The sequence below is a fragment of the Paraburkholderia sp. FW306-2-2C-D06C genome, from assembly GCF_058781505.1.
Genome location: NZ_JBYSWU010000050.1, coordinates 36,468 through 63,363, shown reverse-complemented (window position 1 = coordinate 63,363; position 26,896 = coordinate 36,468). Strand labels below are relative to the sequence as shown.

26 protein-coding genes are annotated in these 26,896 nt (G+C 62.0%); 12 read left to right on the top strand and 14 right to left on the bottom strand.

Annotation, left to right across the window (positions count from 1 at the left end):
* Window positions 1–88: 88 nt before the first annotated feature.
* Entirely contained in the window at window positions 89–1,204 is a 1,116-nt protein-coding gene (locus AC3WLT_RS29100) for an AI-2E family transporter (protein ID WP_492595108.1), read from the bottom strand.
* A 270-nt stretch (window positions 1,205–1,474) separates the two neighbouring features.
* Between AC3WLT_RS29100 and AC3WLT_RS29095 the strand changes: the two genes are divergently transcribed.
* The 4 genes from AC3WLT_RS29095 (at window position 1,475) to AC3WLT_RS29080 (ending at window position 5,377) form a co-directional block, all read left to right on the top strand.
* Complete coding sequence (locus AC3WLT_RS29095; RefSeq protein WP_492595107.1) at window positions 1,475–2,689, top strand: DUF2863 family protein; 1,215 nt, start codon at window positions 1,475–1,477, stop codon at window positions 2,687–2,689.
* 210 nt (window positions 2,690–2,899) lie between these two features.
* A complete protein-coding gene (locus AC3WLT_RS29090) occupies window positions 2,900–3,778 on the top strand; it encodes a response regulator transcription factor (protein WP_492595106.1) in 879 nt (292 codons plus the stop codon).
* A 113-nt stretch (window positions 3,779–3,891) separates the two neighbouring features.
* Window positions 3,892–4,566 (top strand): energy-coupling factor ABC transporter permease, encoded by a 675-nt coding sequence (locus AC3WLT_RS29085; protein ID WP_492595105.1) that lies wholly within the window; start codon window positions 3,892–3,894, stop codon window positions 4,564–4,566.
* A gap of 178 nt (window positions 4,567–4,744) precedes the next feature.
* Window positions 4,745–5,377: a BspC domain-containing protein gene (locus AC3WLT_RS29080; protein ID WP_492595104.1), complete on the top strand. Its 633-nt coding sequence runs from the start codon at window positions 4,745–4,747 to the stop codon at window positions 5,375–5,377.
* 132 nt (window positions 5,378–5,509) lie between these two features.
* Here the strand turns inward: AC3WLT_RS29080 and AC3WLT_RS29075 are convergent, their stop codons facing one another.
* Both AC3WLT_RS29075 and yaaA read right to left on the bottom strand, forming a co-directional pair.
* Window positions 5,510–6,664: a M14 family metallopeptidase gene (locus AC3WLT_RS29075; RefSeq protein WP_492595103.1), complete on the bottom strand. Its 1,155-nt coding sequence runs from the start codon at window positions 6,662–6,664 to the stop codon at window positions 5,510–5,512.
* A 35-nt stretch (window positions 6,665–6,699) separates the two neighbouring features.
* Complete coding sequence (yaaA, locus tag AC3WLT_RS29070) at window positions 6,700–7,482, bottom strand: peroxide stress protein YaaA (protein WP_492595102.1); 783 nt, start codon at window positions 7,480–7,482, stop codon at window positions 6,700–6,702.
* A 57-nt stretch (window positions 7,483–7,539) separates the two neighbouring features.
* Here yaaA and AC3WLT_RS29065 point away from each other — a divergent pair, with 57 nt between their 5' ends.
* Together AC3WLT_RS29065 and AC3WLT_RS29060 are read left to right on the top strand one after the other, a co-directional pair.
* Window positions 7,540–8,037, top strand: a complete 498-nt coding sequence (locus AC3WLT_RS29065; protein ID WP_492595101.1) for a putative toxin-antitoxin system toxin component, PIN family — start codon at window positions 7,540–7,542, stop codon at window positions 8,035–8,037.
* Between the two features lie 127 nt (window positions 8,038–8,164).
* Window positions 8,165–9,337 (top strand): pyridoxal phosphate-dependent aminotransferase, encoded by a 1,173-nt coding sequence (locus AC3WLT_RS29060; RefSeq protein WP_492595100.1) that lies wholly within the window; start codon window positions 8,165–8,167, stop codon window positions 9,335–9,337.
* 106 nt (window positions 9,338–9,443) lie between these two features.
* Here the strand turns inward: AC3WLT_RS29060 and AC3WLT_RS29055 are convergent, their stop codons facing one another.
* Window positions 9,444–10,091 carry a glutathione S-transferase family protein gene (locus tag AC3WLT_RS29055; RefSeq protein ID WP_492595099.1) on the bottom strand — a complete coding sequence of 216 codons (648 nt, stop codon included), beginning with the start codon at window positions 10,089–10,091 and terminating at the stop codon, window positions 9,444–9,446.
* A 125-nt stretch (window positions 10,092–10,216) separates the two neighbouring features.
* Here AC3WLT_RS29055 and AC3WLT_RS29050 point away from each other — a divergent pair, with 125 nt between their 5' ends.
* The 6 genes from AC3WLT_RS29050 (at window position 10,217) to AC3WLT_RS29025 (ending at window position 16,616) form a co-directional block, all read left to right on the top strand.
* The gene (locus tag AC3WLT_RS29050) at window positions 10,217–11,773 is read left to right on the top strand and encodes a 3-hydroxyacyl-CoA dehydrogenase (protein WP_492595098.1); all 1,557 of its coding nucleotides are present in this window, start codon (window positions 10,217–10,219) and stop codon (window positions 11,771–11,773) included.
* On the top strand, window positions 11,770–12,555 hold the full coding sequence (locus AC3WLT_RS29045) for an oxepin-CoA hydrolase, alternative type (protein WP_492595097.1): 786 nt from the start codon (window positions 11,770–11,772) through the stop codon (window positions 12,553–12,555). Before AC3WLT_RS29050 ends, AC3WLT_RS29045 begins: the two co-directional genes overlap by 4 nt.
* A 25-nt stretch (window positions 12,556–12,580) precedes the next feature.
* Window positions 12,581–13,297 (top strand): histidine phosphatase family protein, encoded by a 717-nt coding sequence (locus tag AC3WLT_RS29040; protein WP_492595096.1) that lies wholly within the window; start codon window positions 12,581–12,583, stop codon window positions 13,295–13,297.
* 20 nt (window positions 13,298–13,317) lie between these two features.
* Complete coding sequence (locus AC3WLT_RS29035; RefSeq protein ID WP_492595095.1) at window positions 13,318–14,424, top strand: phosphotransferase; 1,107 nt, start codon at window positions 13,318–13,320, stop codon at window positions 14,422–14,424.
* 62 nt (window positions 14,425–14,486) lie between these two features.
* Entirely contained in the window at window positions 14,487–15,746 is a 1,260-nt protein-coding gene (locus AC3WLT_RS29030; RefSeq protein ID WP_492595094.1) for an acyl-CoA dehydrogenase family protein, read from the top strand.
* Window positions 15,747–15,914: 168 nt separating this feature from the next.
* Window positions 15,915–16,616: a glutathione binding-like protein gene (locus AC3WLT_RS29025; protein ID WP_492595093.1), complete on the top strand. Its 702-nt coding sequence runs from the start codon at window positions 15,915–15,917 to the stop codon at window positions 16,614–16,616.
* A gap of 88 nt (window positions 16,617–16,704) precedes the next feature.
* On the opposite strand, the gene AC3WLT_RS29020 is transcribed toward AC3WLT_RS29025, so the two are convergent.
* The 10 genes from AC3WLT_RS29020 to nuoL form a co-directional block, all read right to left on the bottom strand.
* Window positions 16,705–17,181, bottom strand: a complete 477-nt coding sequence (locus AC3WLT_RS29020) for a MaoC family dehydratase (RefSeq protein WP_492595092.1) — start codon at window positions 17,179–17,181, stop codon at window positions 16,705–16,707.
* A complete protein-coding gene (locus tag AC3WLT_RS29015; RefSeq protein ID WP_492595091.1) occupies window positions 17,178–17,636 on the bottom strand; it encodes a MaoC family dehydratase in 459 nt (152 codons plus the stop codon). Before AC3WLT_RS29015 ends, AC3WLT_RS29020 begins: the two co-directional genes overlap by 4 nt.
* 36 nt (window positions 17,637–17,672) lie before the next feature.
* Window positions 17,673–18,800: an acyl-CoA dehydrogenase family protein gene (locus tag AC3WLT_RS29010; RefSeq protein ID WP_492595090.1), complete on the bottom strand. Its 1,128-nt coding sequence runs from the start codon at window positions 18,798–18,800 to the stop codon at window positions 17,673–17,675.
* Window positions 18,801–18,810: 10 nt separating this feature from the next.
* Complete coding sequence (locus tag AC3WLT_RS29005; protein ID WP_492595089.1) at window positions 18,811–20,007, bottom strand: acyl-CoA dehydrogenase family protein; 1,197 nt, start codon at window positions 20,005–20,007, stop codon at window positions 18,811–18,813.
* A 48-nt stretch (window positions 20,008–20,055) separates the two neighbouring features.
* Window positions 20,056–20,484: a DUF1178 family protein gene (locus AC3WLT_RS29000; protein ID WP_492595088.1), complete on the bottom strand. Its 429-nt coding sequence runs from the start codon at window positions 20,482–20,484 to the stop codon at window positions 20,056–20,058.
* A 413-nt stretch (window positions 20,485–20,897) separates the two neighbouring features.
* On the bottom strand, window positions 20,898–21,482 hold the full coding sequence (locus AC3WLT_RS28995) for an NUDIX domain-containing protein (protein WP_492595087.1): 585 nt from the start codon (window positions 21,480–21,482) through the stop codon (window positions 20,898–20,900).
* Window positions 21,483–21,525: 43 nt separating this feature from the next.
* Window positions 21,526–21,822 (bottom strand): DUF2818 family protein, encoded by a 297-nt coding sequence (locus tag AC3WLT_RS28990; RefSeq protein WP_007175603.1) that lies wholly within the window; start codon window positions 21,820–21,822, stop codon window positions 21,526–21,528.
* Window positions 21,822–23,294, bottom strand: coding sequence for an NADH-quinone oxidoreductase subunit NuoN (nuoN, locus tag AC3WLT_RS28985; RefSeq protein WP_492595086.1), 1,473 nt, complete (start codon window positions 23,292–23,294; stop codon window positions 21,822–21,824). The genes AC3WLT_RS28990 and nuoN overlap by 1 nt, the downstream gene beginning before the upstream one ends.
* A 25-nt stretch (window positions 23,295–23,319) precedes the next feature.
* The gene (locus tag AC3WLT_RS28980; RefSeq protein ID WP_492595085.1) at window positions 23,320–24,810 is read right to left on the bottom strand and encodes an NADH-quinone oxidoreductase subunit M; all 1,491 of its coding nucleotides are present in this window, start codon (window positions 24,808–24,810) and stop codon (window positions 23,320–23,322) included.
* 14 nt (window positions 24,811–24,824) lie between these two features.
* Window positions 24,825–26,882, bottom strand: a complete 2,058-nt coding sequence (nuoL, locus tag AC3WLT_RS28975) for an NADH-quinone oxidoreductase subunit L (protein ID WP_492595084.1) — start codon at window positions 26,880–26,882, stop codon at window positions 24,825–24,827.
* Window positions 26,883–26,896: the final 14 nt, after the last annotated feature.

Sequence of the window (26,896 nt, the reverse complement as noted above, 5' to 3'; positions counted from 1 at the left end):
CCGCCTCCCGCGCCCCGTTGTCCGAAGCACGAAAGAGCGAGATTCTAGCGAGCCGGGCGAAGGCTTGCAAGCGTTATCTGGAATTTATTCAAGGCGCCTTTTCTACGCGTCCCGATTCATCGGCGACTGGCATTTTTACGCCCGGCTCCAGGGCACGGATAGCTGGGGCTCCGATCGTCCAATCGTGCAACACGGTATAGGCAACCGCCAGCAAAGTCGGGCCGATGAAAACGCCGAGGAAGCCGAAAGCGAACGCCCCACCTAAGATACCCAGCATCACCAGAATCAGCGGCATGTCGCTATTCTTGCCGATCAGGATCGGCTTGATGACGTTGTCGGCCATGCCGACAACCAGCACGCCCCACACGATCAGGAAGATTGCCCAACCGGTCGCGCCGCCGTGATACAGCCAGATTGCCGCGGGCAACCATACGACCACCGGGCCGCCTGGTATTACCGACAGGAAGAAAGTCGCCAACCCGAGCAGCGCTGGCGCCGGCACACCGGCGATCCAGCAACCGAAGCCGGCAAGGATGCCCTGCACGAGCGCCGTGCCAAGAATTCCGTAGACCACGCCCTTCACCGTACTGCCCGCCAGCGCCAGCAGATAGTCTGCGCGTTCGCCGGCAATCCGCCGCATGCCCGCATTCAACCAGGCAGCCGCGCCCTCTCCACCGGTATAAAAGAAGAACGCCAGCACAATACTCAGCGCCAACAATCCCAAACCGTGCGTAACAGCAATCGCAGCCGCCAGAATCCACTTGCCGGCCGGCGCCGCCAGCGTACGCAATTGCGCAATCAGTTCAGAGTTGCTGCTTGTCAGATGCTCCCAGAACGCCTCGATGTTCGAACCGACCAGCGGAATCCGCCCGACCCACGACGGCAAATCCGGCAAGCCTGCGTCAAAAAGCCTTTCCACCAGCGCGACAATGTCGTGAACGTGCGCGCCGAACGCAAAACCCGCATAGACAAACGGCCCAAGCACCACGACAAGAATAATGATCACGATCAGCGTCGCAGCCCACTTGCGCCGCCCGCCGACTGCTGCTGTCAGTCGGCGGTACAGGCCCCACGAGCTGTAGCTCAGAATCGCGCCCCACAGCAGCGCCGTCGTAAATGGCGCCAGCACCAGTAGCGAACCGCCCACCAATATAATCAAAGCGAATACAGCGGCGAGACGTTCGATCAGTTGGTCCGATTTCACAATGATTCTCCCTGTTGTGCCAGACCACGGCGACGAGTAGACACGCTTGCCGGGCGCGTACTGAAAGCTGTCAGTATAAAAGCGAGCCGCCGCGCCGGAGACGTCTTATATCATCTGGCCAAGCGGGCATGCAACGCGCCCCACGGCCCTCGCGGCAGGCAGTTTTTTCATTCCGGAACGTCCTAATCCATCCAGCATTGCCGGCCAAATAATATGGCGGCGGAGAAAAGACTAGAATATAGGGTTCTGTGCACCCCAATTTCCGGATTTATGCGCTCGCGAATCGCCAAACGTCTCCCCCCCGATGCCGACAAGCTTGTCGGTCTCTCGCTCGCGCTATTCGCGTCGGGCAGCCGCACCGAAGACCGCTTCTGGGAAGCGAAGCTCGATGCGCTGCTGGCCAAGATCGTCCGAAACGCCAACCAGACTACGCTGGACGCCGCGCTCGACCATCTGCAGCAAAACCACCCAGATGCTTACGGCGCGCTCGCCGATATGGCGGAAACGCACAGCGAATCGTTCATCATCGACCACGAAGGTGTTCCGCATGAAGCGCTGCTGATCGCCGCGCCCGTGCTGGCCTGGACTCGCTACATGATTCCTTCCGGCCCGCTCAAAGGCGACGCAGCCGACGCATTGCGCGCGCATCTACAGGCACACGTCCTCGCGGCCAATACGCGTGTTGCGATGGCGCCGTTCCTGTACAGCATCGATCAACTGCCGCGTCACCACGTCGAAACGTGGCGCCTTGCCCAGCAGCTTGCTCAAGCAGCAATGAGCGGCGGCAACATCAAGCTCAATTTCGGCGAATTGCCGGAAACTTCGCCGATCCTGGCCGACCCGCGTTTCCTGCTGGCCGTGGTCGCAGCGCCCGTCGGCGAGCCGACGTTCCGCTGGCAGGAAGAAGAACACGGCAGCCGGATCGAACGTGGGCAATGCCTCGAACAATGGGCAACACAAGGAGGTGCCAATTTGTCGCTGGTGCTGCCCGGCTGCGAGTTCGAGTGCCTGTTGCCCGATGCGTACTACTCGGCCTGCCGCGACGCCGACGAACGTGTGCGCCCTCACACAGTCCGTACTGCCGTGCGCTACCTGTTCGACACAATCGGCGCAGCGCCGCAGGAGTTGCGCGCGGTTGTCGCGGGCTTCGGCGAGCGCCGCATCGACGAGTACCGTGTCGGCTTCACGCGCCGCGGCAGCAATGACGTGATCTATGGCGTCGTGTGGCCACTGTACGGCCGCGAGAACGGCGAACCCGGCATCGACGAAGAACCGGAACAGGCCGCGGAGAACGACGGCCCGCTCGAAGAAATCGTTGCGTTGCTTAAAGAGACCGGCGTGACCGATATCCGCCGCCACGCTGGCCGCTTCGAGCCGGAATATTGCGACGACTGCGGCGTCCCGCTCTACGCGGACCCGCTCGGCGAGATCGTCCACGCCGAAATGCCGGAGGACGCGGAGCCCGCGCAGCCGCATTTCCATTGATGCATCGGCGCCAACGTCCTGGCGTCGAAATGAAGAAGCCCCGCCGCGCGCGGGGCTTTTTTTATGGCTCTCTTCTTATGCCTTTTGGACAGGCCGTCAAATCGAAAGGAATTTGTCATCATAGGCCCGGTGACGCATCGCAACACGCCCGGCTCCTTCGCCGGTTCGTATGCATCGCACTACTTCGTCCGATTCATCTGGAGACATGGCATGCGATTCTCGATACTCAACTCAGACGCGGAACGACGCGATGGGCTCAAAGCGCTACTGCGGCAAATCGACCGGCTAGCGCGTTTTAATGAAGCACAAGATTGGCGTCAGGTTGAACGCACGCTCAAGCGCCAATGGCCCGACTTGCTGGTGATCGACTGGCAGGGCTGGATGTCGGTCGCGGATACCCGACGCCTGCTCAGCCACTACCCGGGCCTGCGCATTGCCGTACTAACCGACCAGGTTTCACCCGCCTGCGTGCGAGATCTGATGGACGAAGGCGTGCTCGGCGTGGTGCCGCGCGAAACCGACCCGTGCCTGATCGTACGGGCCTTCGAGATGGTGCTGCTGGGCGGTCACTATGTGCCGGCGGGCGCATTGGCGCTCAATCCCCCGCTGCCTCCGGATGCCGTCATCCGTCCGTTCGACGAGAAGAGCCCGCCACCGCGCCGCGCCCGGCTTTCCAGCGGCCTGTCGCCGCGCCAGGAACAGATCATGCGTTGCGTCCACATGGGCAGCACGAACAAGATGATTGCGCGCACGCTCGGCATCAGCGAAGGAACCGTCAAGATCCACCTAACCAGCATATTCCAGCAACTCGGGGCGCCCAATCGCGCAGCCGCGGTCGCGCTTTACAACGGCTGGCTGTCGGCTCATTTGCAAGTACTGCGCAACGACAGCGAAAGTCCGGCTCGGCCGGTGATGGGGCAAACCGGCGTGGTGCCGTTGCGGCGCCACACGCGGCGGCGTTTCCAGTATCCGTTGCCTACTAACGACACGGCAGACACGCTGCCGATGGCCGCCGAACCGAGCACGCCCTTTGGCGATCCGCCGGCCGCCGGCTCAGCGTCGGAACCTGCTACGGAAGGCTCGGCATGACATCAGCCGGTGCTCACGCCGACGTCAGGGTGCGCACCTTTCCGGCGGCGTTTGCGCCGGCTGGCACGGAATCCGCTCACACCTTTCGTCGTCCAACGAGTAATATGAGATACATGGGTTTCCTCTACACACCGCTTCCGTTCTGGGTCGCTGTCAGTGGCTGGATCGCCACTGCGATAGTGGTCGCGCTCGCGCTCTGGAAAAACCCTTTCAAACGACTTCAGGACGGCACGCTGCAGCACGTCTGGCTCGCGATCATTGTCGCGATTTCGGTGCTGTGGGCCAGCAACGCATGGCTCGACGACGGCACCGTCATGCATCTGCTCGGCGCCACTCTGGTCGTCACGCTATTCGACTGGGCGCTGGCGCTGATTGCGATGGCGGTGGTCACCGGTCTGGCCGCCGTCGTTTTCGACGCCCCCTGGCAGGGCATCGCGCTGACTTTCCTGATATTCGGCGCGCTGCCTGTCGGCATCTCGACGCTGGTTCAGCGCGCCAGCATCGCCTGGCTGCCGCGCAACATGTTCATGTTTATCTTCGGCCAGGGTTTTGTTTCGCCGGCTATTGCCGTGTCGCTCACTGCAGCTGCGGCGCTTGGCATTCACGTCGGGCTTGCCGACGGTTCGATGACGGTGGTGCCGGCCGGCTATGCATTCAGCGTGCTTCTACTAGCCACCGGCGAGGCTTGGTTCACCGGCATGTCGACGGCTTTGATCGCGGTCTACCGGCCCGCATGGGTCACCACCTACGACGTGCGCCGATATCGATTGGGCGGACCACGCACCTGACATCCGGTGCTGTATCAAGCAGACATCCGCGGCGCCCCCCGGCAATCGGCCGCCTCGGCACGCGACGCGTCTGAGCCTGTGCACCACGACGGGACAAAATATTTGTGTCAGGATTGAACTCCTTCCTCGCGTTGGGCATCTTACGTGCCTGATGTTTCATTAGCGTCTAACGAACTAGATGGATCGCACCAACGCACCGCGCCGATTGCTGCGGTTGGTCGGCCGGTTGGCGGCATGTGCAGCGACGCTTTCGCTCATGTGCACTGCTCCCGCATTCGCCGATCAACTCGAACAGCACAACGACCTCGTCAACAGATTTGTCAATGACATGCACGCAGACCCGTTAGTCGCGGACTGCGCAGCGCATGGCAACTTTGTCGCCAGCACCTCGACTGCCTTCGATCACGTCGAATTTCCACCGAGTTCCTTCGACAGCGCGCATGCGTCGGTGACACCATGGAACGACTCGTTCGACGAGGGTAAGCAACGCGTCAAGGTGGATAACATCGTCACTGTCGAAGGACTGGGCATCCGGCAAAGCGGCGACGGCGATCCGGCCGACCTCAAGTTCCGCTGCGGCTACGTCGGCAACCAGATGCTGGCCTTCAGCTGGAACGATCCGGTGCCGCCGAACCGTGCGCATAGCTCCGGCTCTACGGGCTCGCGCGTGTCGTCAGGCAAGCATAAGAGCGTGAAGGGCAAGCACGCGGCAAGCGGCAAGTCTTCGAAAGCGGTCTCGGGCAAATCGTCTGGCAAAGCCACTTCCAGCAAATCGAGTACGAAGAGATCCTCCGCAAAAAAAACTCACTAACATTCGAAACCTGCGGCGCGGCAGCGATGCCCGCGCTGCAGGTTTCGCAGGCAAAAAAAGAGGCGCCCACTGCTCAAGTGGGCGCCTCTTTTTCCGTGCTGCGTCCGCTCAAAAAACGAACACTGGACAAAATCAGGCAAACGTCTCCACATGCCGCAAAATCGCCTGCAGCATCGCGGCGCCAAGCGACGCGCTGCGCTCGCCGTTCCAGCCTACCCGCTCGTCGGGCAGATTGGCGTTGTCCTTGAACGGCATTTCGAGCGTCAACGACAGGCAGCCGAATTCGTTGCCGATGTACTTCGAAGCCAGCTTCAACGCGTCCTCGCGATACTTGCTCGCGGCATAGCCAAACTTGTCCTGAAAATCCGGGCTCGCATGCTTGAATGCTTCGATGAACGCCTTTTGCTCCAGCCCTTGCCGCTCGGTGAAACCCGGCAGCATTTCTGAGCCGGCCACGAACACATACGGCAGCGCCTCGTCGCCGTGAATATCGAAGAACAGGTCGCAACCGGTCGCGTGGATCGCATCGCGCACCACCAGCACTTCCGGACTGCGCGCGGCATCCGGCTCCATCCATTCGCGATTCAGGTTCGCGCCGGCCGCGTTGGTGCGCAGATTGCCATGCACGCTGCCGTCCGGATTCATGTTCGGCACGATGTAGAACACCGCGTGATCGTAAAGCTTGCGCGCCACCGGGTCGCCTGCCCAATCTCCCCAGCCGGCCAGACGTTTCACCAGGCCCTCGATAAACCATTCGGCCATGGTCTCGCCGGGATGCTGACGGGCGATCAGCCAGATCTTCTTCTTGGGCGTGTCGCCGGTTTGGGGCGTGCCGAGCGTCAATAGCGATATCGGCCGGCCTTCCACGGTCTTGCCCAACTCCGTGAGCGTTGCCTGCGGCATCTGCTGCACTGCGCCGAGAAACTCCGAGTGCCGCTCTTCGCTATACGGCTCGAAATACGCGTAATAAATGCGGTCGAAATCCGGCGTGTGATCGATCGTGAGCACGCGGCCGTCGTACGAGCTCGGCACGCGGAACCAGTTCACCCGGTCATAACTCGCCACCGCCTGATAGTCGCGCCAGCCTTCGGCGAACGCGCATGCAGCGGCGTTTTCGAAGGTCATCACGCAGCGCTCGCCGGCAGCGCCGGACACCCGGAAGTAGAACCACTGCGCGAACTCGGCGTGACTATCGGGCCGCACGCGCAGACGGATATTGCTGGCCTCTTCGCAGGACAGCACTTCGATCGCGCCTGCGTCGAAGTTGCTCGTAATCGATAACGTCATAATATTTTTCCCTGCTTGTGTGCGCGGCACTCGCTTTAGTCAGCGACGCGGCGGCGGAATACGTAGGTGGAATCGTTCGAGGCTTCGACGTCGAACGCGTAGCCTTCAGCGTCGAAGTCCTTCAGTTGCTCGGGCGCGTTCAGGCGGTTCTCGACCGCGTAGCGCGCCATCAAGCCGCGCGCGCGTTTCGCGTGGAAGCTGATGATCTTGTAACGGCCGCCCTTCCAGTCTTCGAACACGGGCGTGACGACGGGCGCCTCGAGCAGCTTCGGCTTGACCGATTTGAAGTACTCGCCCGACGCGCAATTCACCAGCACGCGCGACGCCGCGGCGTTCTTCTTCAACTGCGCGTTCAACGCCTGGGTGATCCGCTCGCCCCAGAACGCGTACAGATCCTTGCCGCGCGTATTGGCAAAGCGCGTGCCCATTTCGAGCCGGTACGGTTGCAGCAGATCGAGCGGCCGCAACAATCCGTACAAGCCGGATAACACCCGCACATGGTTTTGCGCGTAATCCAGATCGGCCGACGACAGCGTCTTCGCATTGAAGCCCTCGTACACGTCGCCGTTGAACGCGAGCACCGCCTGCTTGGCATTGTGTGTGCCGAAGGTCGGCGACCATTCGGCATAGCGTTGGAAATTGAGTTGTGCGAGCGGATCTGAAATGCTCATCAGCGTGGCGATCTGCTGCGGCGACAAACGGCGCAATCCGCCGATCAACTCGGCCGCGTCATCGACGAAATCGGGGATCGTGTGCTTTTTGACGTGCGGCGGGGTTTCGTAGTCGAGCGATTTCGCCGGCGACAGAACGATTATCATAGAGGCTTGCAGGCACGCCGTGCCTGGCGGTCAAAGACGAAAGCCAGATTGTAACGAATGCCCGGTTCCCATGCCTCACGCGGCGCTTTGCGCGTCGTCCTCGATTCCAACGTGTGGATCGATATTCTCGTGTTCGACGACCCGCACACGCGGCCGATCCGCGCCGCGCTCGAAAGCGGCGTGCTGGCCGCGCTGATCGACGCGCGCTGTCTCGCCGAACTGACCTACGTGCTCGACTATCCGCAATTCGTGCATCGCAATGTCGACAAGGCGGCCGCGCTGGCCGTCGTCGCGCGTCTCGCACAGCGGGTCGAACCGGCGGCGCCGGCGGAAGATGCCATGCCGTTGCCCAAATGCAAAGACCGCGACGATCAGAAGTTTCTCGAACTCGCGCACGCCGCGCAGGCCGACTGGCTGGTATCGAAAGATCGCGCGGTATTGAAGTTAGCCAAGCGGATCGCGCGCGATTTCGGCTTTCAGATTGCGCAGCCGGCGCCCTTCGTCACGTTCGTCAGCGCCTCCTTGACGGCAGCCGGCGAGCCCGCGCCCGCATGACCCCTGGCCGAACGGCCAACGTGGGGCCGACTGCGCGCACGCAGCGCCGCGATTCCCTACAATCAAGCTTCGTCCTTTTCAAACGACGTCTTTCGCCAACTCACTCGCTCACGCTCCGAAAAGCGCCATGAATGCACCGCACGACACGCCCATGAGTCCCCCGTTTCCGTCTCGCCTGCCGGATGTCGGCACGACGATTTTCACCGTGATGAGCGCGCTCGCCGCTGAAAAAGGCGCGGTGAACCTCGGCCAGGGCTTTCCCGACTTCGGCTGCGATCCCCGAATTGTGGATGCGGTCGCGAACGCCATGCGCGACGGTCACAATCAATATCCGCCGATGGCCGGCGCGGCGCCGCTGCGTCAGGCTATCTCGGACAAAATCGCGAACCTGTACGGCCGCCGCTACGACGCCACGCACGAAATCACCGTGACAGCGGGCGCCACACAAGCGCTGCTGACCGCGATTCTCTGCACCGTGCATCCAGGCGACGAAGTGATCGTGGTCGAGCCAACTTACGACAGCTACCTGCCGTCGATCGAACTGGCGGGCGGCAAGCCGGTATTCGTCACGCTCGACGCACCGGATTACGCGATTCCGTTCGACAAGCTCGCTGCCGCGATTACGCCGAAAACGCGGCTACTGCTGATCAACACGCCGCACAATCCGACCGGCACGGTCTGGCGCGCCGAGGACATGCGCAAGCTCGAAGACATCGTGCGCGGCACCAACGTGCTGATTCTGTCTGACGAAGTGTATGAGCACATGGTGTACGACGGCGCACCGCACGAAAGCGTCGCGCGGTATCCAGAACTGGCGCAGCGCAGTTTCGTGGTGTCGAGCTTCGGCAAGACCTATCACGTGACGGGCTGGAAGGTGGGCTATGTGGCCGCGCCCGCCGCGCTGACCGCCGAATTCCGCAAGGTGCACCAGTTCAACGTGTTCACGGTCAACACGCCGATGCAGATCGGTCTTGCGCAATACATGCAGGATCCGGCACCGTATCTGGATCTGCCCGCGTTTTATCAGAAGAAGCGCGACTTTTTCCGCGCCGGTCTCGCGAATTCCCGCTTCAAGCTCCTACCTTGCACGGGCACGTACTTTCAGTGTGTCGATTATTCTGCGATCAGCGATTTGCCCGAAGCCGAATTCGCGCAATGGCTGACCGGCGAGATCGGCGTCGCAGCGATTCCGGTGTCGGCGTTCTATCACGAGGCGCATGAATCGGGCGTGGTGCGCTTCTGCTTTGCCAAGCAGGAAAGCACGCTGGCCACCGCGCTCGAACGGCTGGCGCGGCTCTAGGACGCCTCGCGCGATGCCGCGAACGAACCCACGTTCCCCGCCATCGCGCGTAGCGGCTAAGGCGTGTGCGGCATGCCTTAGCTCATCTCATCTGCCGTATCGCCCGTCAAGCCGGACGCGACGCCGCGATATACGCCTTGCGGTCTTCGGTCACGCGCCGCGCGGCCGGCCGGTCGTTGATCGCCTTCACGTAGCTTTTCCAGTCGATGCCGGCGTCGAGCAGAAAATCGCGGCCGTAGATCGTCTGCGTCGCCATGCCCACCAGCGGCAGGCTCACATAACCCGCCGTATCGGCGACACTGAAGCGCTCGCCGCGCAAATAAGGGCCGAACTCCGCGATTCTTTTGAAGCCGGCGATGTGATGCGCGAGCAGCTTCTCGACGCGCCCCTTGGTCGCCTCGGTCACCGTGCCGCCGAAGAACGCTTCCTTGTACAAATTGCGCGCGGTCAGTTCGAGATGCACGTCGACGAACATGATCAACTCACGCTCCTTGGCCGCTTCCCATGGGTCGGCCGAGAAAATTGCCTTATCGGGAAAACGCGCGGCCAGATAGTCGACGATGCATTGCGACTCGCACAGATCGCCGTGCTCGGTCCGGATATAAGGCACCTTGCCGAGCGGCGAATGCTCGAGCACCGTCTCCTCCTGGCTCGGCAGCACGAACACTTCCTCGAACGGAATGCCGTGTTCGAGCAGCACGAACTTCACCTTGTTGTAGTAGTTGGACAGCGCGAAACCGCACAGCTTGATCATCGGGTGTCTCCTTCCTTCGGGTTGTTGAAACCGCTCGTCAGACTCAATGCGGCGGCCTTCGATCAATCATCCAGTAAATTGCACGATCGTGCTATTCTAAAATAACCATGGAGTCGAGCATCACAATGACCTTTCGCAATTACAGCATCGAGACTATCGGCATTGTCGGAACCGGCGCAATGGGCCGTGGTATTGCCCAGATCGCCGCGCTGGCGGGTCTCACCGTGCGTCTCTATGACACAAACCCCGCCGCGATCGGCGCCGCGCGCGACTACCTCGCCGATACGCTCGCCAGGCTGACCGCCAAAGGCAAGCTCGACCAGGCCCGCTCGCTTGCCGCGCTCGCCAACGTGAGCGGCGCGCAGGCCATTGGCGATCTGGCCGATTGCGATCTGGTCGTCGAGGCGATCGTCGAAAAGCTCGACGTGAAGCAGGCCCTCTTCCGCGAACTCGAAACGGTGGTGAGCGGCCGCTGCGTGCTGGCGTCGAACACATCGTCGCTGTCGATCACCGCGATCGCCGCGGGTTGCACCAATCCGTCGCGCGTGGCAGGTTACCACTTCTTCAATCCCGTGCCATTGATGAAGGTGGTCGAAGTGATCGACGGTCTACGCAGCGATCCGGCGGCCGGCGACATGCTGATGGACCTCGCGCGCCGCATGGGCCACACGCCGGTGCGTGCGAAAGACATGCCCGGCTTCATCGTCAATCACGCCGGCCGCGGAATGAATACCGAAGGCCTGCGCGTGGCGGGCGAAGGCGTCGCGAGCTTTGCCGATATCGACCGCATCATGCGCGAGCAGGCCGGCTTCCGGCTCGGGCCGTTCGAACTGCTCGATCTGACCGCACTCGACGTGTCGCATCCGGTGATGGAATCGATCTATCACCAGTTCTATGAAGAACCACGTTTCACGCCTTCGCCGATCACCGGCACGCGGCTCGCGGGCGGCCTGATCGGCCGCAAGACGGGCGAAGGTTTTTACCGCTACGAAGACGGCAAGCAGCAAGTGCCGGCCGAAGGGCCCGCGCCGACCGAACTGCCTGAAAGCGTGTGGGTCAGCAAGCGTTATCCGCAAGCGCATGAAGCTGTCGTGCAACTGGTCGCCAACGCTGGCGTGACGCTCGACGAAGGCGCCACGCCCGCTGCCAATTCGCTGATCGTCGTCACGCCGTTCGGTCATGACGCGACCACCGCCGCCGTCGACGAAGCACTCGATGCGAGCCGCGTGATCGCGGTCGACACACTATTCCCGCTGGCCGGCGCGCAACGCTGCACGCTGATGACAACGCCCGCCACGACCCGCACCGCACGCGACACCGCGCATGCGCTGTTTGCCGCCGACGGCACTCCCGTCACGGTGATCCGTGACTCGACTGGATTCGTCGCGCAACGCGTGGTGGCAACGATCGTCAACATCGGCTGCGATATCGCGCAAAAGCAGATCGCCACGCCCGAAGACATCGATCTCGCCGTGACGCTCGGGCTCGGCTATCCACGCGGTCCGCTCGCACTCGGCGACGCGCTCGGCGCGAATACGATCCTGACGATTTTGCGCAATATCTTCAGCGTGCTTGGCGATCCGCGCTACCGGCCCTCGCCATGGCTCGCGCGGCGGGCGCAACTCGGTCTGTCGCTGACCCAACGCGACGCTGCAGATACTCAAACGGAGACACAACAATGAGCGCCGAACTGCTGACCTCGCGCCCGACCGAAAGCGAATCGACGCTGGTCCTTACGCTCTCGAATCCCGGCGCGCGCAACGCGCTGCATCCGGACATGTATGCCGCGGGCATCGAAGCGCTCGATTCAGTAGAGCGCGATCCGTCGATCCGCGCAGTGGTGATCACCGGCGCGGACAACTTCTTCTGCGCCGGCGGCAATCTGAACCGCCTGCTGGAAAACCGTGCGAAAGATCCGTCGGTGCAGGCGGAAAGCATCGACCTGCTCGGCGAATGGATTTCCGCGCTGCGGCTGTCGTCGAAGCCGGTGATCGCGGCGGTCGAAGGCGCCGCGGCCGGCGCGGGCTTCTCGCTGGCGCTCGCGTGCGACCTGATCGTCGCCGCTGAGGACGCCAAATTCGTGATGTCGTACGCACGCGTCGGCCTGACGCCGGATGGCGGCGGTTCGTGGTTTCTCGCGCAAGCTTTGCCGCGTCAACTGGCGACCGAAGTGCTGATCGAAGGCAAGCCGATCGGCGCCGCGCGTTTGCATGATCTCGGCGTCGTCAACAAACTGGCGAAGGCCGGCGCCGTGCGCGACACCGCTGTCACCTGGGCCGACGAGCTCGGCAAGATTTCGCCGAATTCGGTGGCGCGCATCAAGGGCTTGATCGGTGCAGCCGGCGCACAGCCGCTCGCCGACCATCTGGTTGCGGAGCGCGACAGCTTCGTCGCGTCGCTGCATCATCGCGACGGGCTCGAAGGGATTTCCGCGTTCCTCGAAAAACGTGCTCCGGTCTACTAGTGACAAGAGAGTGAATAAAGGGACCATGTCTGAATATCAACTCCCCAAGCGCCGCCGCATCTTTCTGATGCGCCACGGCGACGTCACCTACTTCGACGACTCCGGCCGCGCGATCGATCCGGAGACCGTGCCGTTGAACGCCAGCGGCCGCGAGCAGGCAAGCGCGGCGGGCCGCGTGTTTGCCGCGCAGAACGTGCGTTTCGATCGCGTGATCGTCAGCGGTTTGCCGCGCACGGTCGAAACCGCGCAGCGCGTCCTGGCCGAAACGGGCCAACGGCTCGAACTCGAGATCGAGCCTGCGTGGCAGGAAATTCGCGGCGGCAAGCTGAGCAAGATTCCGCTGCAAGATATCGAGGCGGCATTTCTGGGTGTGTTCGACGGCATCGTGCCGGAAAGCACACGCTTTCTCGACGGCGAAACTATCGGCGCGCTGTTCGATCGCGTGCTGCCCGCAGTGGCGGCGTTGCGCGAGGACATGTCGTGGGACACCGTGCTGCTCGTGCTGCACGGCGGCGTGAATCGCGCGATTCTGTCGCATGCGCTCACCGCCGGCGGCCGCACTTTCTTCGGCCATCTGGCGCAGGCCACCGGCTGTATCAACGCTCTCGACATCGGCGCCGCGCCGCGCGACTGGGTGCTGCGCACGATCAACTATTCACCGCCGTCGCCGCTGCATCGCGACGTTCGCAATACGACGATGGAAATGCTCTACGCACAATTCATTCAATACAAGCGTAGCTGAAACCGAACTGGAGGAGACACATGGTGCAAGCCACACAGACTGGCGAACCAGAACACAAACCGGATTATTCGGCCTTCGAGGGCACGCGTCCGGTCAACGAGCGGCAACGCTTCGACAGCGATGCGCTCGCCGCGTGGCTGGCCCAGCATGTCGACGGATTTTCCGGGCCGCTCACGCTCGAGCAATTCGCCGGTGGTCAGTCGAATCCCACATTCAAACTGGTCACGCCGTCGCGTTCGTATGTCATGCGCGCCAAGCCCGGGCCAGCTGCAAAGCTGCTGCCGTCTGCACACGCCATCGAGCGCGAATACCGCGTGATGCATGCGCTAGCCGGCACCGACGTGCCGGTCGCGAAGATGCTCGCCCTGTGCGAGGACGAAAGCGTAATCGGCCGCGCGTTTTATGTCATGGAGTTCGTCGAAGGCCGCGTGTTGTGGGATCAATCTTTGCCCGGCATGACGCCGCTTGAGCGCGCGGCCATCTACGACGAAATGAATCGCGTGATCGCCGCGCTGCATAGCGTCGATGTCGCGGCAGCCGGCCTTGCGGACTACGGCAAGCCGGGCAACTACTTCGCGCGCCAGATCGGCCGCTGGAGCAAACAGTACATCGCGTCCGAAACCGAACCGATCGACGCGATGCAGCGCCTGATCGAATGGCTGCCGCAGCATATGCCGGCCGAAACGAGCGAGCGCGCCTCGGTCGTGCATGGCGATTACCGGCTCGACAATCTGATCTTTCATCCGCACGAACCGCGCGTGCTCGCCGTGCTCGACTGGGAACTGTCGACGCTCGGCGATCCGCTCGCCGACTTCGCCTATCACTGCATGGCGTGGCATGTCGATCCGGCGCAATTTCGCGGCATTGCGGGTCTCGACTGGGCAGCGCTCGGCATTCCCGACGAAGCGCAGTATGTCGAGCGCTATTGCAAACGCACCGGCTTCGAGATTCACGGCGACTGGAATTTCTACCTGGCGTACAACATGTTCCGCATCGCCGCGATCCTGCAAGGGATCATGAAACGCGTCGTCGACGGCACCGCGGCCAGTGCGCAAGCACTCGACGCCGGCCGCCGCGCCAAGCCGATGGCGGAACTCGCCTGGCGCTACGCACAGAAGGTGAGCTAGCCGACCCGGCGCACCGAGTTGCGCTAACGATCAAACGTCATTCGTCATCCGCGAGGTCATACATGAATTTCGACTACACCCCGAAGGTTCAGGCGCTGCGCGAGAAACTGCTCGCCTTCTTCGACGAGCACATTTATCCGAACGAGCAGGCGTTCTACGCCGAGATCGCACGCAATCGCCAGAACGGCAACGCATGGGTGCCGACCGAGCTCATCGAGCAACTGAAACTGAAGGCGCGCGACGCCGGCTTGTGGAATCTGTTTCTGCCTGAATCCGTGCGCGGCGCCGGTCTGACGAATCTCGAATATGCGCCGCTGTGCGAGATCATGGGCCGCGTGCCCTGGGCGCCGGAAGTGTTCAACTGCAATGCGCCCGACACCGGCAACATGGAAACGATCGAGCGCTACGGCAGCGAAGACAACAAGCGCGAGTGGCTCGAACCGCTGCTGCAAGGCCAGATCCGTTCGGCGTTTCTGATGACCGAGCCGGAAGTGGCGTCGTCGGATGCCACCAATATCCAGACGAGCATCGTGCGCGACGGCGACTCCTATGTGATCAACGGCCACAAGTGGTGGTCGTCCGGCGCGGGCGATCCGCGCTGCAAGATCTATATCGTGATGGGCAAGACCGATCCCGAAGCACCGCGCCATCAACAGCAGTCGATGATTCTGGTGCCGGCCGACGCCACCGGCATCACCGTGCACCGCCCTCTCAACGTGTTCGGCTACGACGACGCGCCGCACGGCCACATGGAAATCACGCTTCAGAACGTGCGCGTGCCGGCGACCAACATGCTGCTCGGCGAAGGACGCGGCTTTGAGATCGCGCAAGGCCGCCTCGGACCGGGGCGGATTCACCACTGCATGCGCTTGATCGGGCTCGCCGAGCGCGCGCTCGAACTGATGGCGAAACGCTCACTGCAGCGCGTCGCGTTCGGCAAGCCGGTCGCAGCGCAAGGCGTCACGCAGGAGCGCATCGCCGAAGCGCGCTGCATGATCGAGCAGGCGCGCCTTCTGACACTGAAGACCGCGTACATGATGGACACGGTCGGCAACAAGGGCGCGCGCGGCGAGATCGCGATGATCAAGGTGGTCGCGCCGAACATGGCGTGTCAGGTGATCGACTGGGCGATCCAGGCGCACGGCGGCGGCGGGGTCAGCGATGATTTCCCGCTAGCCTATGCCTATGCGTCCGCTCGGACGCTGCGCTTCGCCGATGGTCCCGACGAAGTGCACCGCAACGCCATCGCGAAGCTTGAACTCGCGCGCTATATGGATGCGGGCGCAGCGGCTCGCGTGGAGACGCCGATTACGCGGGTTTGAAGTTGGATTCGAGGTTGGATTCGAGGTTGGATTCGAGGCTGATTCCGGCGCCGCGTGCTCGAGTTTGCGCGCGGCGCCGTCGCCAGCAGCATCGTTCGATCTGTGCTCTAATTTTCGCCAGTTGCGGCGTCCTTTGCGGCGCCGCTTTCGCGAAACAAAGGAGCCGCGATGATCGACGTCTACAGCTGGGCAACCCCGAACGGCCACAAGGTTCACATCATGCTCGAGGAAACGGGCCTCGCGTACGCCGTGCACGGCGTGAACATTGGCGCCGGCGACCAGTTCGAACCCGAATTCCTCGCCATTAGCCCGAACAACAAGATTCCGGCGATCGTCGATTCCGACGGCCCGAAGAGCGCCGACGGCAAGCCGTTCGCGCTGTTCGAATCGGGTGCGATTCTGATCTACCTGGCCGAAAAAACCGGCAAGTTCCTGCCCTCCGACCCGGCTGCGCGCTATGCAACACTGCAATGGCTGATGTTCCAGATGGGCGGCCTGGGCCCGATGCTCGGGCAAACGCATCATTTCCGCATCTACGCGCCGGAGCCGATCGAATACGCGATCAATCGCTACACGAACGAGACGCGGCGCCTGTACGGCGTAATGGACACACAACTCGGCAAGACGCGATATCTCGCCGGCAACGACTACACGATCGCCGATATCGCTGCATTTCCCTGGACACGCTCGTGGCAGAACCAGGGCGTCGAACTGGATACGTTTCCGAACGTGAAGCGCTGGCATGAGGAAATCGCCGCACGTCCTGCGGTGGTGCGTGGCGTCGACGTGCTGGCGTCGGCCCGCAAGCCGCTCATGGACGACAAGGCCAAAGAGATGCTGTTCGGCGCGACGCAATACGCGAAGCATTGATGCGATTGCGGTAGCAGCGGCAAAAAGAAGCGCGAGCCGGCATTCATGCCGCTCGCGCTTTATTGTCCAGCTCGCACGCGCTGAATCGCTAGAAGTAGTGCCGCGTGATGAACTCCGCGACACACACCGGCCGCTCACTGCCCCGCCGCTCGAGCGTCACATTCCACGCGACCTGAACGCCTGCATTGCCGACATCTTCGACGGACTCCACCGCGAACCTGGCACGCAGTTGCGAGCCCACCAGCACCGGCGACGTGAACCGCACGCGGTTCAATCCGTAATTGACGCCCATGCGCTGCTTGAGCGCCACCGTCTTTCCCAGCAGCGCCGGAATTAGCGACAACGTCATGAAGCCATGCGCGACCGTGCCGCCGAAGGGCGACTCACGCCGCGCCCGCTCTGGGTCGACGTGAATCCATTGGTGATCGCCGGTAGCCTCGGCGAAACGATCGACGCTTGGCTGATCGACCGTCAGCCACCCGCTCACGAGCGGTTGCGCGCCTACCAGCGCACGCAACGCCTGTGCATCGTCGAACGTAGCGGCAGGCGCCGCGCTGCCCGTCATGACTCGGCTCCCGGAAGACGCAACCCGAACAGCCCCTTCGAGCGCACGATAATCACCGTTTCGCCATGCTGATTGATGCCTTCCCACTGCGTCGACACGATGCCGCGATCCGGCTTGCTCGCCGAGACTCGCTTGTCGAGCACGGCGTTCGTCATCGTGATCGTGTCGCCGACGCGTACCGGTTTCAACCAGCGAATCTCGTCGATCCCGGGCGAACCCATCGACGTGGAGCCGGCGATCGTGTTGCGCACCAGCATGCCCATCATGACCGAACAGGTGTGCCAGCCGCTTGCGATCAGCCCGCGGAACGGCGACTCGGCGGCTGCCGCATCGTCGACGTGAAACGGCTGGGGATCGAACTGCTCCGCAAACGCAACGATTTCTTCACGCGTGAACGTATGCTTGCCGATTTCGGTAGTCGTACCGACCACCATGTCCTCAAAACTCAAACCCATCGTCGCACCTCTTATTTGTTCGACCCAACTGGCCATTCAGGCTTCGGCGGCGGCAAACCCCGGCAACGCAGCGAAACGCGCGAGATGGTGATCGACATCGCCCAAGGTTGTCTCGATGATAGCAAGGCGTTTGAACAGATGCGCCGCGGCCACTTCGTTCGTGACGCCCATTCCGCCGTGCAACTGCACCGCCTGCTGGCCGACGAAACGCGCGGCCTGGCCGACCCGCACCTTCGCAGCGGACACAGCGCGACGGCGCTCGTCCGCGTCTTTGCTGCTGTAGCGCACGGCTGCCAGATAAGTCACCGAACGAGCCTGCTCAGCGTGAATCAGCATCTCGACCATGCGATGCTGCAACGCCTGAAACCGCGCAATCGGCTGGCCGAACTGCTGGCGCGTCCTGGTGTATTCGACCGTGGCGTGGTTCAGTGCGTCGAGCGCGCCAACCGCCTCTGCGCACAGCAGTACCGTGCCGTAATCGGCGATGTGCTCAAGCGTCGCTGCGCCGGCGTGTTTGCCGGCGAGCCGGCGTGCCGGTGTACCCTGGAACTCGAGGGTGGCGGTACGTTGACCGTCGATCGTGCGATAGTCGGTTACTTTGACGCCGGCCGCATCGCGCGCAACGACGAAGAGCGCGATCTCGCCGTTCAGCCGGGCCGGCACGATCCAGTAGTCAGCTTGCGCGCCATGCAGCACAACCGACTTCGTGCCGCTCAACGTCTGCTGCTCGCCTTGCCCGCTCGCGGTGGTCTGAACCTCGAACAGATCGTAACGGGCGCGCGGTTCGTGAAATGCCACCGCCAGCTTGATCTCGCCCTGCGCCGCGCGCTCGAGCAGCGATGCATCCTCGCCCTGCGCCGTGCCAGCCAGCCGCAATGCTTCAATACCCACGGCGCTCGCCCAATACGGCTCGACCACCAACGCGCGCCCCAACTCCTGCATGACCACCAGCATGTCGATCGAGCTGCCATTGAAGCCGCCATGCGCTTCCGGCACCGGCAACGCAGTCAGGCCGAGTTCCGTGAAGGCTGACCAATGTGCATCCGACACGCCGGATTCCGATTGCACGATCGCCTGGCGCGCTTCGAACCCGTAGCTCTTGTTCAGATAGCGGCGCAGTGCGTCCGCGAATTGCTGCTGTTCGTCGTTGAAAGTGAAGTCCATGCGCCGCTCCTCAAAGTCCGAGAATCATCTGCGCGATGATGTTCTTTTGAATTTCGTTCGAACCGCCGTATATCGACGTCTTGCGGAAGTTGAAGTAATACGCGGCCAGCGGCGCGGCGTCATCGTCACCTGCTACGCTGTGTTCGCGTTCGCCTTCGAGGAACGGCACATCGAACGGTGCGGCGAGCGGCCCGATCGCCTCGAACATCAATTCGGTCAGACCTTGCTGCACTTCCGTGCCCTTGATCTTGAGCATCGATGCCTCCGGTCCCGGCCCGCGTCCGCCCGTTTCATTGGCGACGACGCGTTGCACGGTGACTTCGAGCGCCATCAGCTCGATCTCCAGACTCGCGACTTTCGCAGCGAACACGGGGTCATGCAGAAGCGGCTTGCCGTTCTTCTTCTGATCGAGCGCGAGGCGCTTCAGGAATACGAGCTCGCGCTTGGACTGGCCGACGCGGGCAATGCCGGTGCGCTCGTGCCCGAGCAGATACTTCGCGTAGGTCCAGCCGCGGTTCTCTTCACCCACCAGATTTTCGACCGGCACCTTCACGTCTTCGAAAAAGACTTCGTTGACTTCGTGATCTTCGTCGAGCGTGATGATCGGGCGCACGGTGATGCCCGGCGTTTTCATGTCGATCAGCAGGAACGAGATGCCCTCCTGCTTCTTCGCGCCGCTATCAGTGCGCACGAGGCAGAACATCATGTCGGCGTACTGGCCGAGCGTGGTCCAGGTTTTCTGGCCGTTGACGACGTAGTGATCGCCGACGCGCTCGGCGCGCGTGCGCAGCGACGCCAGATCGGAACCGGAACCCGGCTCCGAATAGCCTTGGCACCACCAGTCCGTACCATCGAGAATGCGTGGCAAATAGCGGTGCTTCTGCGCTTCGTTGCCGTACTTCATCAGCACGGGCGCCACCATCGAAACGCCGAACGGCAACACGGACGGCGCGCCGATACGTGCGCACTCTTCGTCCCAGATGTGCCGTTGCGTCGCGTCCCAGCCCGGGCCGCCGTATTCTTTCGGCCAGCCGACCACCGACCAGCCGCGCGCGCCGAGCAGTGTGTGCCAGCTTGCGAAGTCGTCGCGATTCAGACGTTTGTGGTTGAGTACTTTGTCGCTCAGCTCGCGAGGCAGATTCGCTTCGAGCCAGGCGCGGATGTCGGCGCGGAACGCGTCGTCAGCGGGGGAATAATCCAGATTCATGCGTAGTGTCTCCTGGCCGCAACCGCCCGCTGCCAGCGAACCACCGCGCTATTGCAGCGGTTCCTTCAGTGCAGCCGGGACTGGCAGCGGCATCACTTCGATGCCTTCTTCGACCAAGGCTCTCGCGTCTTCCGGTGTCGTAACACCGCGAATATTGCGTGCTGGCGCTTCGTTGTAGTGAATGCGCCGTGCTTCCTCGGCGAAGCGGTCGCCCACGTTCTCGGTCTTTTCCAGTACCTCGCGCAGTGCGCGCATGACACGCGCCTGCATTTCCCCTGCGCCCGCCGCTGGGACTTTCGTGTCAGTCGCGCCCGATAAATTCAGCCGGGGCGCCGACGGCAAACGGCTCACTTCGTTCGCACCGCAGATCGGACATTCGACGAGCTTGCGGGACTGCTGCGATTCGAAGTCATCAGCCGAAGCAAACCAGCCTTCGAACCGATGGCCATGCGGACACTGTAAATCGAGGACCTTCATGTGGAATCAGGGCTTGCGTGCCAGTTTAGCGCAAAATGAAAATTTGTGAACGATCGTTCGCAATTTTTTACGGACGGCGCATTAACGCCAGACGTCACCAAAAAATCGAACGTCTAAGCGATTTTAACCCTTTGCACAGCGGGCTGCCGAAGGTCGTCTCAGCAGCAAATGGCCAATGACGGTGCCGGTGGATATGCGCTCGCACCTTACCCCCGGTTGACCCACGCCAATCGTTACGTCATCGCACTCAGACCTCGATGCATCGCGTCGCACAGGTTAGATACCGTCCCCCGCAAACAGCAAAGCCCCTGTCGGTCACGGACCGACAGGGGCCTTTACGGACTCTCCAGAACGGCCGCGACGCGCACCTATCTTTCTATCCGCCAGACTAGCCCGGTTGACCGCCGAGCGCGCTATCGTGGCTCCGCAGTCGGCCACGCACCCGACAAAACCTTCTCCAGCCAGAACGTGCCGATGATCGTTTTTACGTCAGTGATCTTGCCGGTGCGCACCCATTCAGACACGTCGGCAACGCTGGCCGTGAACAGCTCGAGGAACTCGCCGTCGTCGAGTTTGCGCTCGCCGGCGGTCAAACCGCGTGCGAGGTAGATATCGATGAATTCGGTCGAATAGGAAATGATCGGATGAACGCGCGTCAGATAGACGTATTCGCGCGCGGTGTAGCCGGTTTCTTCCCGTAACTCACGCTTTGCGCATGCCAGCGCGCCTTCGTTCGGATCGAGCTTGCCCGCTGGATACTCCACCATGACTTTGCCCATCGGATAGCGGTACTGGCTTTCCATCAGCACGCGGCCGTCGTCGAACAGCGGAATCACCATCACGGCGCCCGGATGCTGAACGTACTCGCGGGTTGCGTGCTTGCCGTCCGGCAAGCGGACGGTATCGCACTTCAGTGTGATAAACGGCCCTTGATAGACCGTTTTGCTCTCGAGACAGGTCTCAGTCAGTGCGGCATCGTGATCGGGAAGTTCAGCCATTTGCGGACCTCAGGACAACTTGGTGCGCGACGGCGAGACGCCGTCAGCGGCGTTTGACGAGATACTGGAAGGTGAAGCCGGGAAACGCGAACACGACGAACAGCGCAAACGTGATCGCATAGAACTGCCACCCTTGTTCGAAGCGGTTGCCGGCACGCGCTTCAAGCAGAAAACCGAGCGCGCCGACCACGAAATACAGCACGATCAGTTCGGCAATCCGGATCCACGCGCTCTTCTTCGCCGCTTTCAACGGCACGGCGGCGAAGAGGCGCTGATTCAGGAACGGCAGGTTGGCGCCGACCAGCGCCAACAACACGATAAACCAACCCGCAGCCGACATCAGAGCAGCAGCGTGTGCTGGATTGCCTGCAGACAGGCCTTCAACAGCGGATCCGGCACAATGCCGAGCACCAGCACGGCAACACCGTTGAGCGCGAGCAATGCACGCGTGCTGGTGTCGGCGAGGATCGGCGACTTGTCTTGCGGCTCGTCGAAGTACATCAGCTTGACGATACGCAAGTAGTAGAACGCGCCGAACAGCGACGTGATCACGGCCAGCACGGTCAGCCACGTCAAACCGGCGTTCATGGTTGCCTGCAGCACGGCGAGCTTCGCATAGAAACCGACCGCGGGCGGGATACCGGCGAGCGAAAACATCATCACCATCATCACGAACGCGAACACCGGGCTGCGCTGGTTCAGGCCCTTGAAGTCGTCGAGCGTATCGGCTTCGAAATCGCGGCGCGCCAGCAGCATGATGATGCCGAAGGTGCCCAGCGTCGTGATCAGGTAGACGATGCTGTAGTACATGGCCGAACCGTATGCGTTGGCCGCGCCAGTGGTCTTCTGATCCACCACGCCTGCCAGCAGCCCCAGCAGGACGAAGCCCATGTTCGAGATCGCCGAGTACGCGAGCATGCGCTTCACGTTGCGTTGCACGATACCGGTGATGTTGCCGACGATCAGCGACAGCGCGGCGAGAATCGCCAGCATTTGCTGCCATTCGACAGCCAGCGGCAGCAGACCCATCACGAGGAAGCGCAGGCCCCACGCGAAAGCGGCGACCTTCGGACCGCCACCGACCAGCAGAGTCATCGCCGTCGGCGCGCCCTGATATACGTCGGGCACCCACATGTGGAACGGCACCGCACCCATCTTGAACGCCACGCCCGCCACGATGAAGATCACGCCGAACAGCAGCACGCTCGGATCGTAATGGCTCGTGCCGATGGCCTTGAACACTTCGTTCAGGTCGAGCGAGCCGGTCGCGCCGTACAGCATCGAGATGCCGTACAGCAGGAAACCCGAAGCCAGCGCGCCGAGCACGTAGTACTTCATTGCAGCTTCGTTCGACGGCGCCGCGTCACGACGCAGTGCAATCGCGCCATACAGCGACAGCGACATCAGTTCCAGACCGAGGTACAGCGTCAGGAAGTTGTTGCCGGAGATCATCACCAGCTGGCCGAGCAGCGAAAACATGCCCAGCAGGAAGAAGTCGCCACGGAACAGACCGCGGTCTTCGAGGTACTTGCGCGAGTAAACGATCGACACGGTATAGCCGAGCGTCACCACCGCTTTCATCACATTGGCAAACGAATCCACCACGTACATGTGACCGAAGAAGTAGTGCACTTGCGGGTCGAACGCGTTCATTGCGAACCAGACTCCGGCCACAAGCGTCGATAAGAACGCGATGAAATACGTGGTGCGGCGACCGGCCTGGCCGACGAACGTGTCGTTGAGCCACGCGACGACAACGGCGAGCATCACCAGTGCGTCGGGCAACAGAGCTGTCATAGGGGCGTTTTGCATGATCTTTAAGTTCCTCCGCTCTGCATTACTGTGTCAACGGCAGCTTCGATTGCGCGACGTGGGAGAGGAGGTTTTCCACGGATACGTGCATCACATCGGTAAAGGGCTTCGGATACAGGCCCATGAACAGCGTCAGTGCGGCTAGCACTGCCAGCATGAAAAATTCGCGACGGTCGATGTCGACGAGGCTCTTCACGTGATCATTGGCGACCGCGCCGAAGTACACGCGCTTGTACATCCACAGCGTGTAGGCCGCGCCGAGAATCAGCGTGACTGCCGCACCGCCTGCGATCCAGAAGTTGTACTGGACTGCCGCCAGAATCACCATGAACTCGCCGACGAAACCGGAAGTACCCGGCAAGCCGCAGTTCGCCATCGAGAACAGCATCACGAACGCCGCGAACTTCGGCATCATGTTGACGACGCCGCCGTAATCGGCGATCTGGCGCGAGTGCATACGGTCGTAAAGCACGCCGATACTCAGGAACATCGCGCCCGACACGAAACCGTGCGAAATCATCTGCACGATCGCGCCTTCCACGCCGAGCTGGTTGAAGATGAAGAAACCGAGCGTCACAAAACCCATGTGCGCGATCGACGAATACGCGACCAGCTTCTTCATGTCGGACTGGACCATCGCAACCAGGCCGATGTAAATCACAGCGATCAGCGACAGCGTGACGACGACCGGCGCAAGGAAGTGGCTCGCGTCCGGCGTGATCGGCAGCGAGAAGCGCAGGAAACCGTACGCGCCCAGCTTCAGCATAATCGCGGCCAGCACGACCGAGCCGCCGGTCGGCGCTTCCACGTGGGCGTCAGGCAACCACGTGTGCACCGGCCACATCGGCACCTTCACGGCAAAGGCCAGGAAGAACGCTATGAATAGCAACACCTGCGGCGTCATGGCGATCTGCGCGTTCTGCCACGTCGCCAGATCGAACGTGCCGGTCTGGATGTACAGGTACAGCAGCGCGACCAGCATCAGCAGCGAGCCCATCAGCGTGTACAGGAAGAACTTGAACGCCGCGTACACGCGGTTCGCCCCACCCCACACGCCGATGATGATGTACATCGGAATCAGCGTCGCTTCGAAGAACACGTAGAACAGCATGCCGTCCGCTGCGCTGAACACGCCGACCATGATGCCGGACAGGATCAGGAACGAAGCAAGGTACTGCGCGACATTCTTCGTAATGACTTCCCACGCGGCGATCACGACGATCACCGTGATCACTGCGGTCAACACGACGAACCACATCGAGATGCCGTCGACACCCAGGTGATACGTAATGTTGAAGCGCTCGATCCAGTTCGCCTTTTCGACGAACTGCAACTCGGCGCTGCTCGAATCAAAACCGGTAATCAGCGGGATCGTCACGATGAAGCTGGCGACCGAGCCGATCAGTGCGATCCAGCGCGCCGGAGCCGGGTTCCGGTCGGAACCGATGGCCAGGACCAGGAGACCGACGAGGATCGGCAACCAGATCGCAATACTGAGAATCGGATAAGCGTGCATTAGTGTCCCTCGCCTTATTTGCCGCCGAGCGTTACAAACAGGGTCAGGAGCCCCAACATGCCGATAATCATGGCGAACGCGTAGTGATAGATGTAGCCGGATTGGAGGAAGCGGATCACGCCGGCAAACCAGCCGATAAAGCGCGCGCTGCCGTTGACGATACCGTCGATGACCACGACGTCGCCTTCCTTCCAGAGACCACGGCCGATCGCCACGGCGCCCCTCGCGAACACGACTTCGTTGATCTTGTCCATGTAGTACTTGTTGTCGAGCAGCGTGTAGATCGGGCCGAACGCGCGCTTGATGACAGCCGGCAGATCAGGACGGACCAGATACAGGAACCATGCGACCACTACACCCGCGAGCGCCAGCCACACCGGCAGGCCGGCAACCGCGTGCAGGCCCATCTGGCTCCAGTTGACGAACTCATGGCTCATCTCTTCCAGTGCCGGATGGTTTTCGCCGATGAAGATCACCTTCTCGAACGCGACACCGTGCTGGAAGAAGTCGCCGAACAGCAACGGACCGATAGCGATCGCACCGATGACCACCGACGGAATCGCCAGCAGCACCAGCGGCACCCACACTACCCACGGGGTTTCGTGCGGCTCGTGCGCATGGTCGTCGTGACCATGGCCGTGTGCGTCGTGGCCGTGACCATGCGCTGCGGCTTCCGCGCCCATCGGCGATTCCGGATGTTTCGGATCGCGGAAGCGCTCCTTGCCGTGGAACACCATGAAGTACATACGGAACGAATACAGCGCAGTAACGAACACGCTCGCCACCACCGCGAAGTACGCGAAACCCGAACCCGGCAGATGGGACAGCTTCACCGCGTCGATGATCGAGTCTTTCGAATAGAAGCCCGCGAAGAACGGCGTACCGATCAGCGCCAGCGAACCGACCAGCGACGTGATCCACGTGATCGGCATGTACTTGCGCAGACCGCCCATGTTGCGCATGTCTTGATCGTGGTGCATGCCGATGATCACGGAACCCGCGCCGAGGAACAGCAGCGCCTTGAAGAACGCGTGCGTCATCAGGTGGAAGATGGCGACCGGATAAGCCGATACGCCGAGCGCAACCGTCATGTAACCGAGCTGCGACAGCGTCGAGTACGCGACCACGCGCTTGATGTCGTTCTGGACGATCCCGAGGAAGCCCATGAACAACGCCGTAATCGCGCCGATCACCGTGATGAACGACAGCGCGCTCTCCGACAGCTCGAACAGCGGCGACATGCGCGCGACCATGAAGATACCGGCCGTCACCATGGTTGCCGCGTGAATCAGCGCGGAGATCGGCGTCGGGCCTTCCATCGAATCCGGCAGCCAGACGTGCAGCGGGAACTGCGCCGACTTACCCATCGCGCCGATGAACAGGCAAATGCAGGCGACCGTCAGCAGGCCCCAGTCCGTGCCCGGGAAGCTCAATGCCGCGAGTTCGGTGCGCTTCGCGAACACGTCGCCGTAGTTCATCGAACCGGCGAACGCGAACAGCAGGCCGATGCCGAGCAGGAACCCGAAGTCGCCGACGCGGTTCACGAGGAACGCCTTCATGTTCGCGTAGATCGCGCTCTCACGGGTGAAGTAGAAGCCGATCAGCAGGTACGACACCAGACCCACCGCTTCCCAGCCGAAGAACAGCTGCAGGAAGTTGTTGCTCATCACGAGCATCAGCATCGAGAACGTGAACAGCGCGATGTACGAGAAGAAGCGCTGGTAGCCGTCGTCGTCGGCCATGTAGCCGATCGTGTAGATGTGCACCATCAGCGACACGAAGGTCACCACGCACATCATCATCGCCGTCAGCGAGTCGACCAGGAAGCCGACCTCGAACTTGGTCTTGCCGATCATCATCCATTCATAGACGGTCGCATTGAAGCTCGCGCCGTTCAGCACATCGAAAAACACGATGGCCGACAGGATGAAGGAGATCGCGACGCCGAGGATCGTTACCGAGTGCGCACCGGCTCGCCCTACCGCTTTCCCGAACAGCCCCGCAATCAGGGAGCCGGCCAGCGGTGCCAGCGGGATCGCCAGCAGCAGGTTTTCATTGAGTGTCGTTGACATAACAGCTTTACCTG

Excerpts from the sequence above, each read along its gene's own strand:
- AC3WLT_RS29095 (WP_492595107.1), top strand. The coding sequence starts at position 1,475 with ATGCGCTCGCGAATCGCCAAACGTCTCCCCCCCGATGCCGACAAGCTT.
- AC3WLT_RS29090 (WP_492595106.1), top strand. The coding sequence starts at position 2,900 with ATGCGATTCTCGATACTCAACTCAGACGCGGAACGACGCGATGGGCTC.
- AC3WLT_RS29085 (WP_492595105.1), top strand. The coding sequence starts at position 3,892 with ATGGGTTTCCTCTACACACCGCTTCCGTTCTGGGTCGCTGTCAGTGGC.
- AC3WLT_RS29080 (WP_492595104.1), top strand. The coding sequence starts at position 4,745 with ATGGATCGCACCAACGCACCGCGCCGATTGCTGCGGTTGGTCGGCCGG.
- AC3WLT_RS29075 (WP_492595103.1), bottom strand. The coding sequence starts at position 6,664 with ATGACGTTATCGATTACGAGCAACTTCGACGCAGGCGCGATCGAAGTG.
- yaaA (WP_492595102.1), bottom strand. The coding sequence starts at position 7,482 with ATGATAATCGTTCTGTCGCCGGCGAAATCGCTCGACTACGAAACCCCG.
- AC3WLT_RS29065 (WP_492595101.1), top strand. The coding sequence starts at position 7,540 with ATGCCCGGTTCCCATGCCTCACGCGGCGCTTTGCGCGTCGTCCTCGAT.
- AC3WLT_RS29060 (WP_492595100.1), top strand. The coding sequence starts at position 8,165 with ATGAATGCACCGCACGACACGCCCATGAGTCCCCCGTTTCCGTCTCGC.
- AC3WLT_RS29055 (WP_492595099.1), bottom strand. The coding sequence starts at position 10,091 with ATGATCAAGCTGTGCGGTTTCGCGCTGTCCAACTACTACAACAAGGTG.
- AC3WLT_RS29050 (WP_492595098.1), top strand. The coding sequence starts at position 10,217 with ATGACCTTTCGCAATTACAGCATCGAGACTATCGGCATTGTCGGAACC.
- AC3WLT_RS29045 (WP_492595097.1), top strand. The coding sequence starts at position 11,770 with ATGAGCGCCGAACTGCTGACCTCGCGCCCGACCGAAAGCGAATCGACG.
- AC3WLT_RS29040 (WP_492595096.1), top strand. The coding sequence starts at position 12,581 with ATGTCTGAATATCAACTCCCCAAGCGCCGCCGCATCTTTCTGATGCGC.
- AC3WLT_RS29035 (WP_492595095.1), top strand. The coding sequence starts at position 13,318 with ATGGTGCAAGCCACACAGACTGGCGAACCAGAACACAAACCGGATTAT.
- AC3WLT_RS29030 (WP_492595094.1), top strand. The coding sequence starts at position 14,487 with ATGAATTTCGACTACACCCCGAAGGTTCAGGCGCTGCGCGAGAAACTG.
- AC3WLT_RS29025 (WP_492595093.1), top strand. The coding sequence starts at position 15,915 with ATGATCGACGTCTACAGCTGGGCAACCCCGAACGGCCACAAGGTTCAC.
- AC3WLT_RS29020 (WP_492595092.1), bottom strand. The coding sequence starts at position 17,181 with ATGACGGGCAGCGCGGCGCCTGCCGCTACGTTCGACGATGCACAGGCG.
- AC3WLT_RS29015 (WP_492595091.1), bottom strand. The coding sequence starts at position 17,636 with ATGGGTTTGAGTTTTGAGGACATGGTGGTCGGTACGACTACCGAAATC.
- AC3WLT_RS29010 (WP_492595090.1), bottom strand. The coding sequence starts at position 18,800 with ATGGACTTCACTTTCAACGACGAACAGCAGCAATTCGCGGACGCACTG.
- AC3WLT_RS29005 (WP_492595089.1), bottom strand. The coding sequence starts at position 20,007 with ATGAATCTGGATTATTCCCCCGCTGACGACGCGTTCCGCGCCGACATC.
- AC3WLT_RS29000 (WP_492595088.1), bottom strand. The coding sequence starts at position 20,484 with ATGAAGGTCCTCGATTTACAGTGTCCGCATGGCCATCGGTTCGAAGGC.
- AC3WLT_RS28995 (WP_492595087.1), bottom strand. The coding sequence starts at position 21,482 with ATGGCTGAACTTCCCGATCACGATGCCGCACTGACTGAGACCTGTCTC.
- AC3WLT_RS28990 (WP_007175603.1), bottom strand. The coding sequence starts at position 21,822 with ATGTCGGCTGCGGGTTGGTTTATCGTGTTGTTGGCGCTGGTCGGCGCC.
- nuoN (WP_492595086.1), bottom strand. The coding sequence starts at position 23,294 with ATGCAAAACGCCCCTATGACAGCTCTGTTGCCCGACGCACTGGTGATG.
- AC3WLT_RS28980 (WP_492595085.1), bottom strand. The coding sequence starts at position 24,810 with ATGCACGCTTATCCGATTCTCAGTATTGCGATCTGGTTGCCGATCCTC.
- nuoL (WP_492595084.1), bottom strand. The coding sequence starts at position 26,882 with ATGTCAACGACACTCAATGAAAACCTGCTGCTGGCGATCCCGCTGGCA.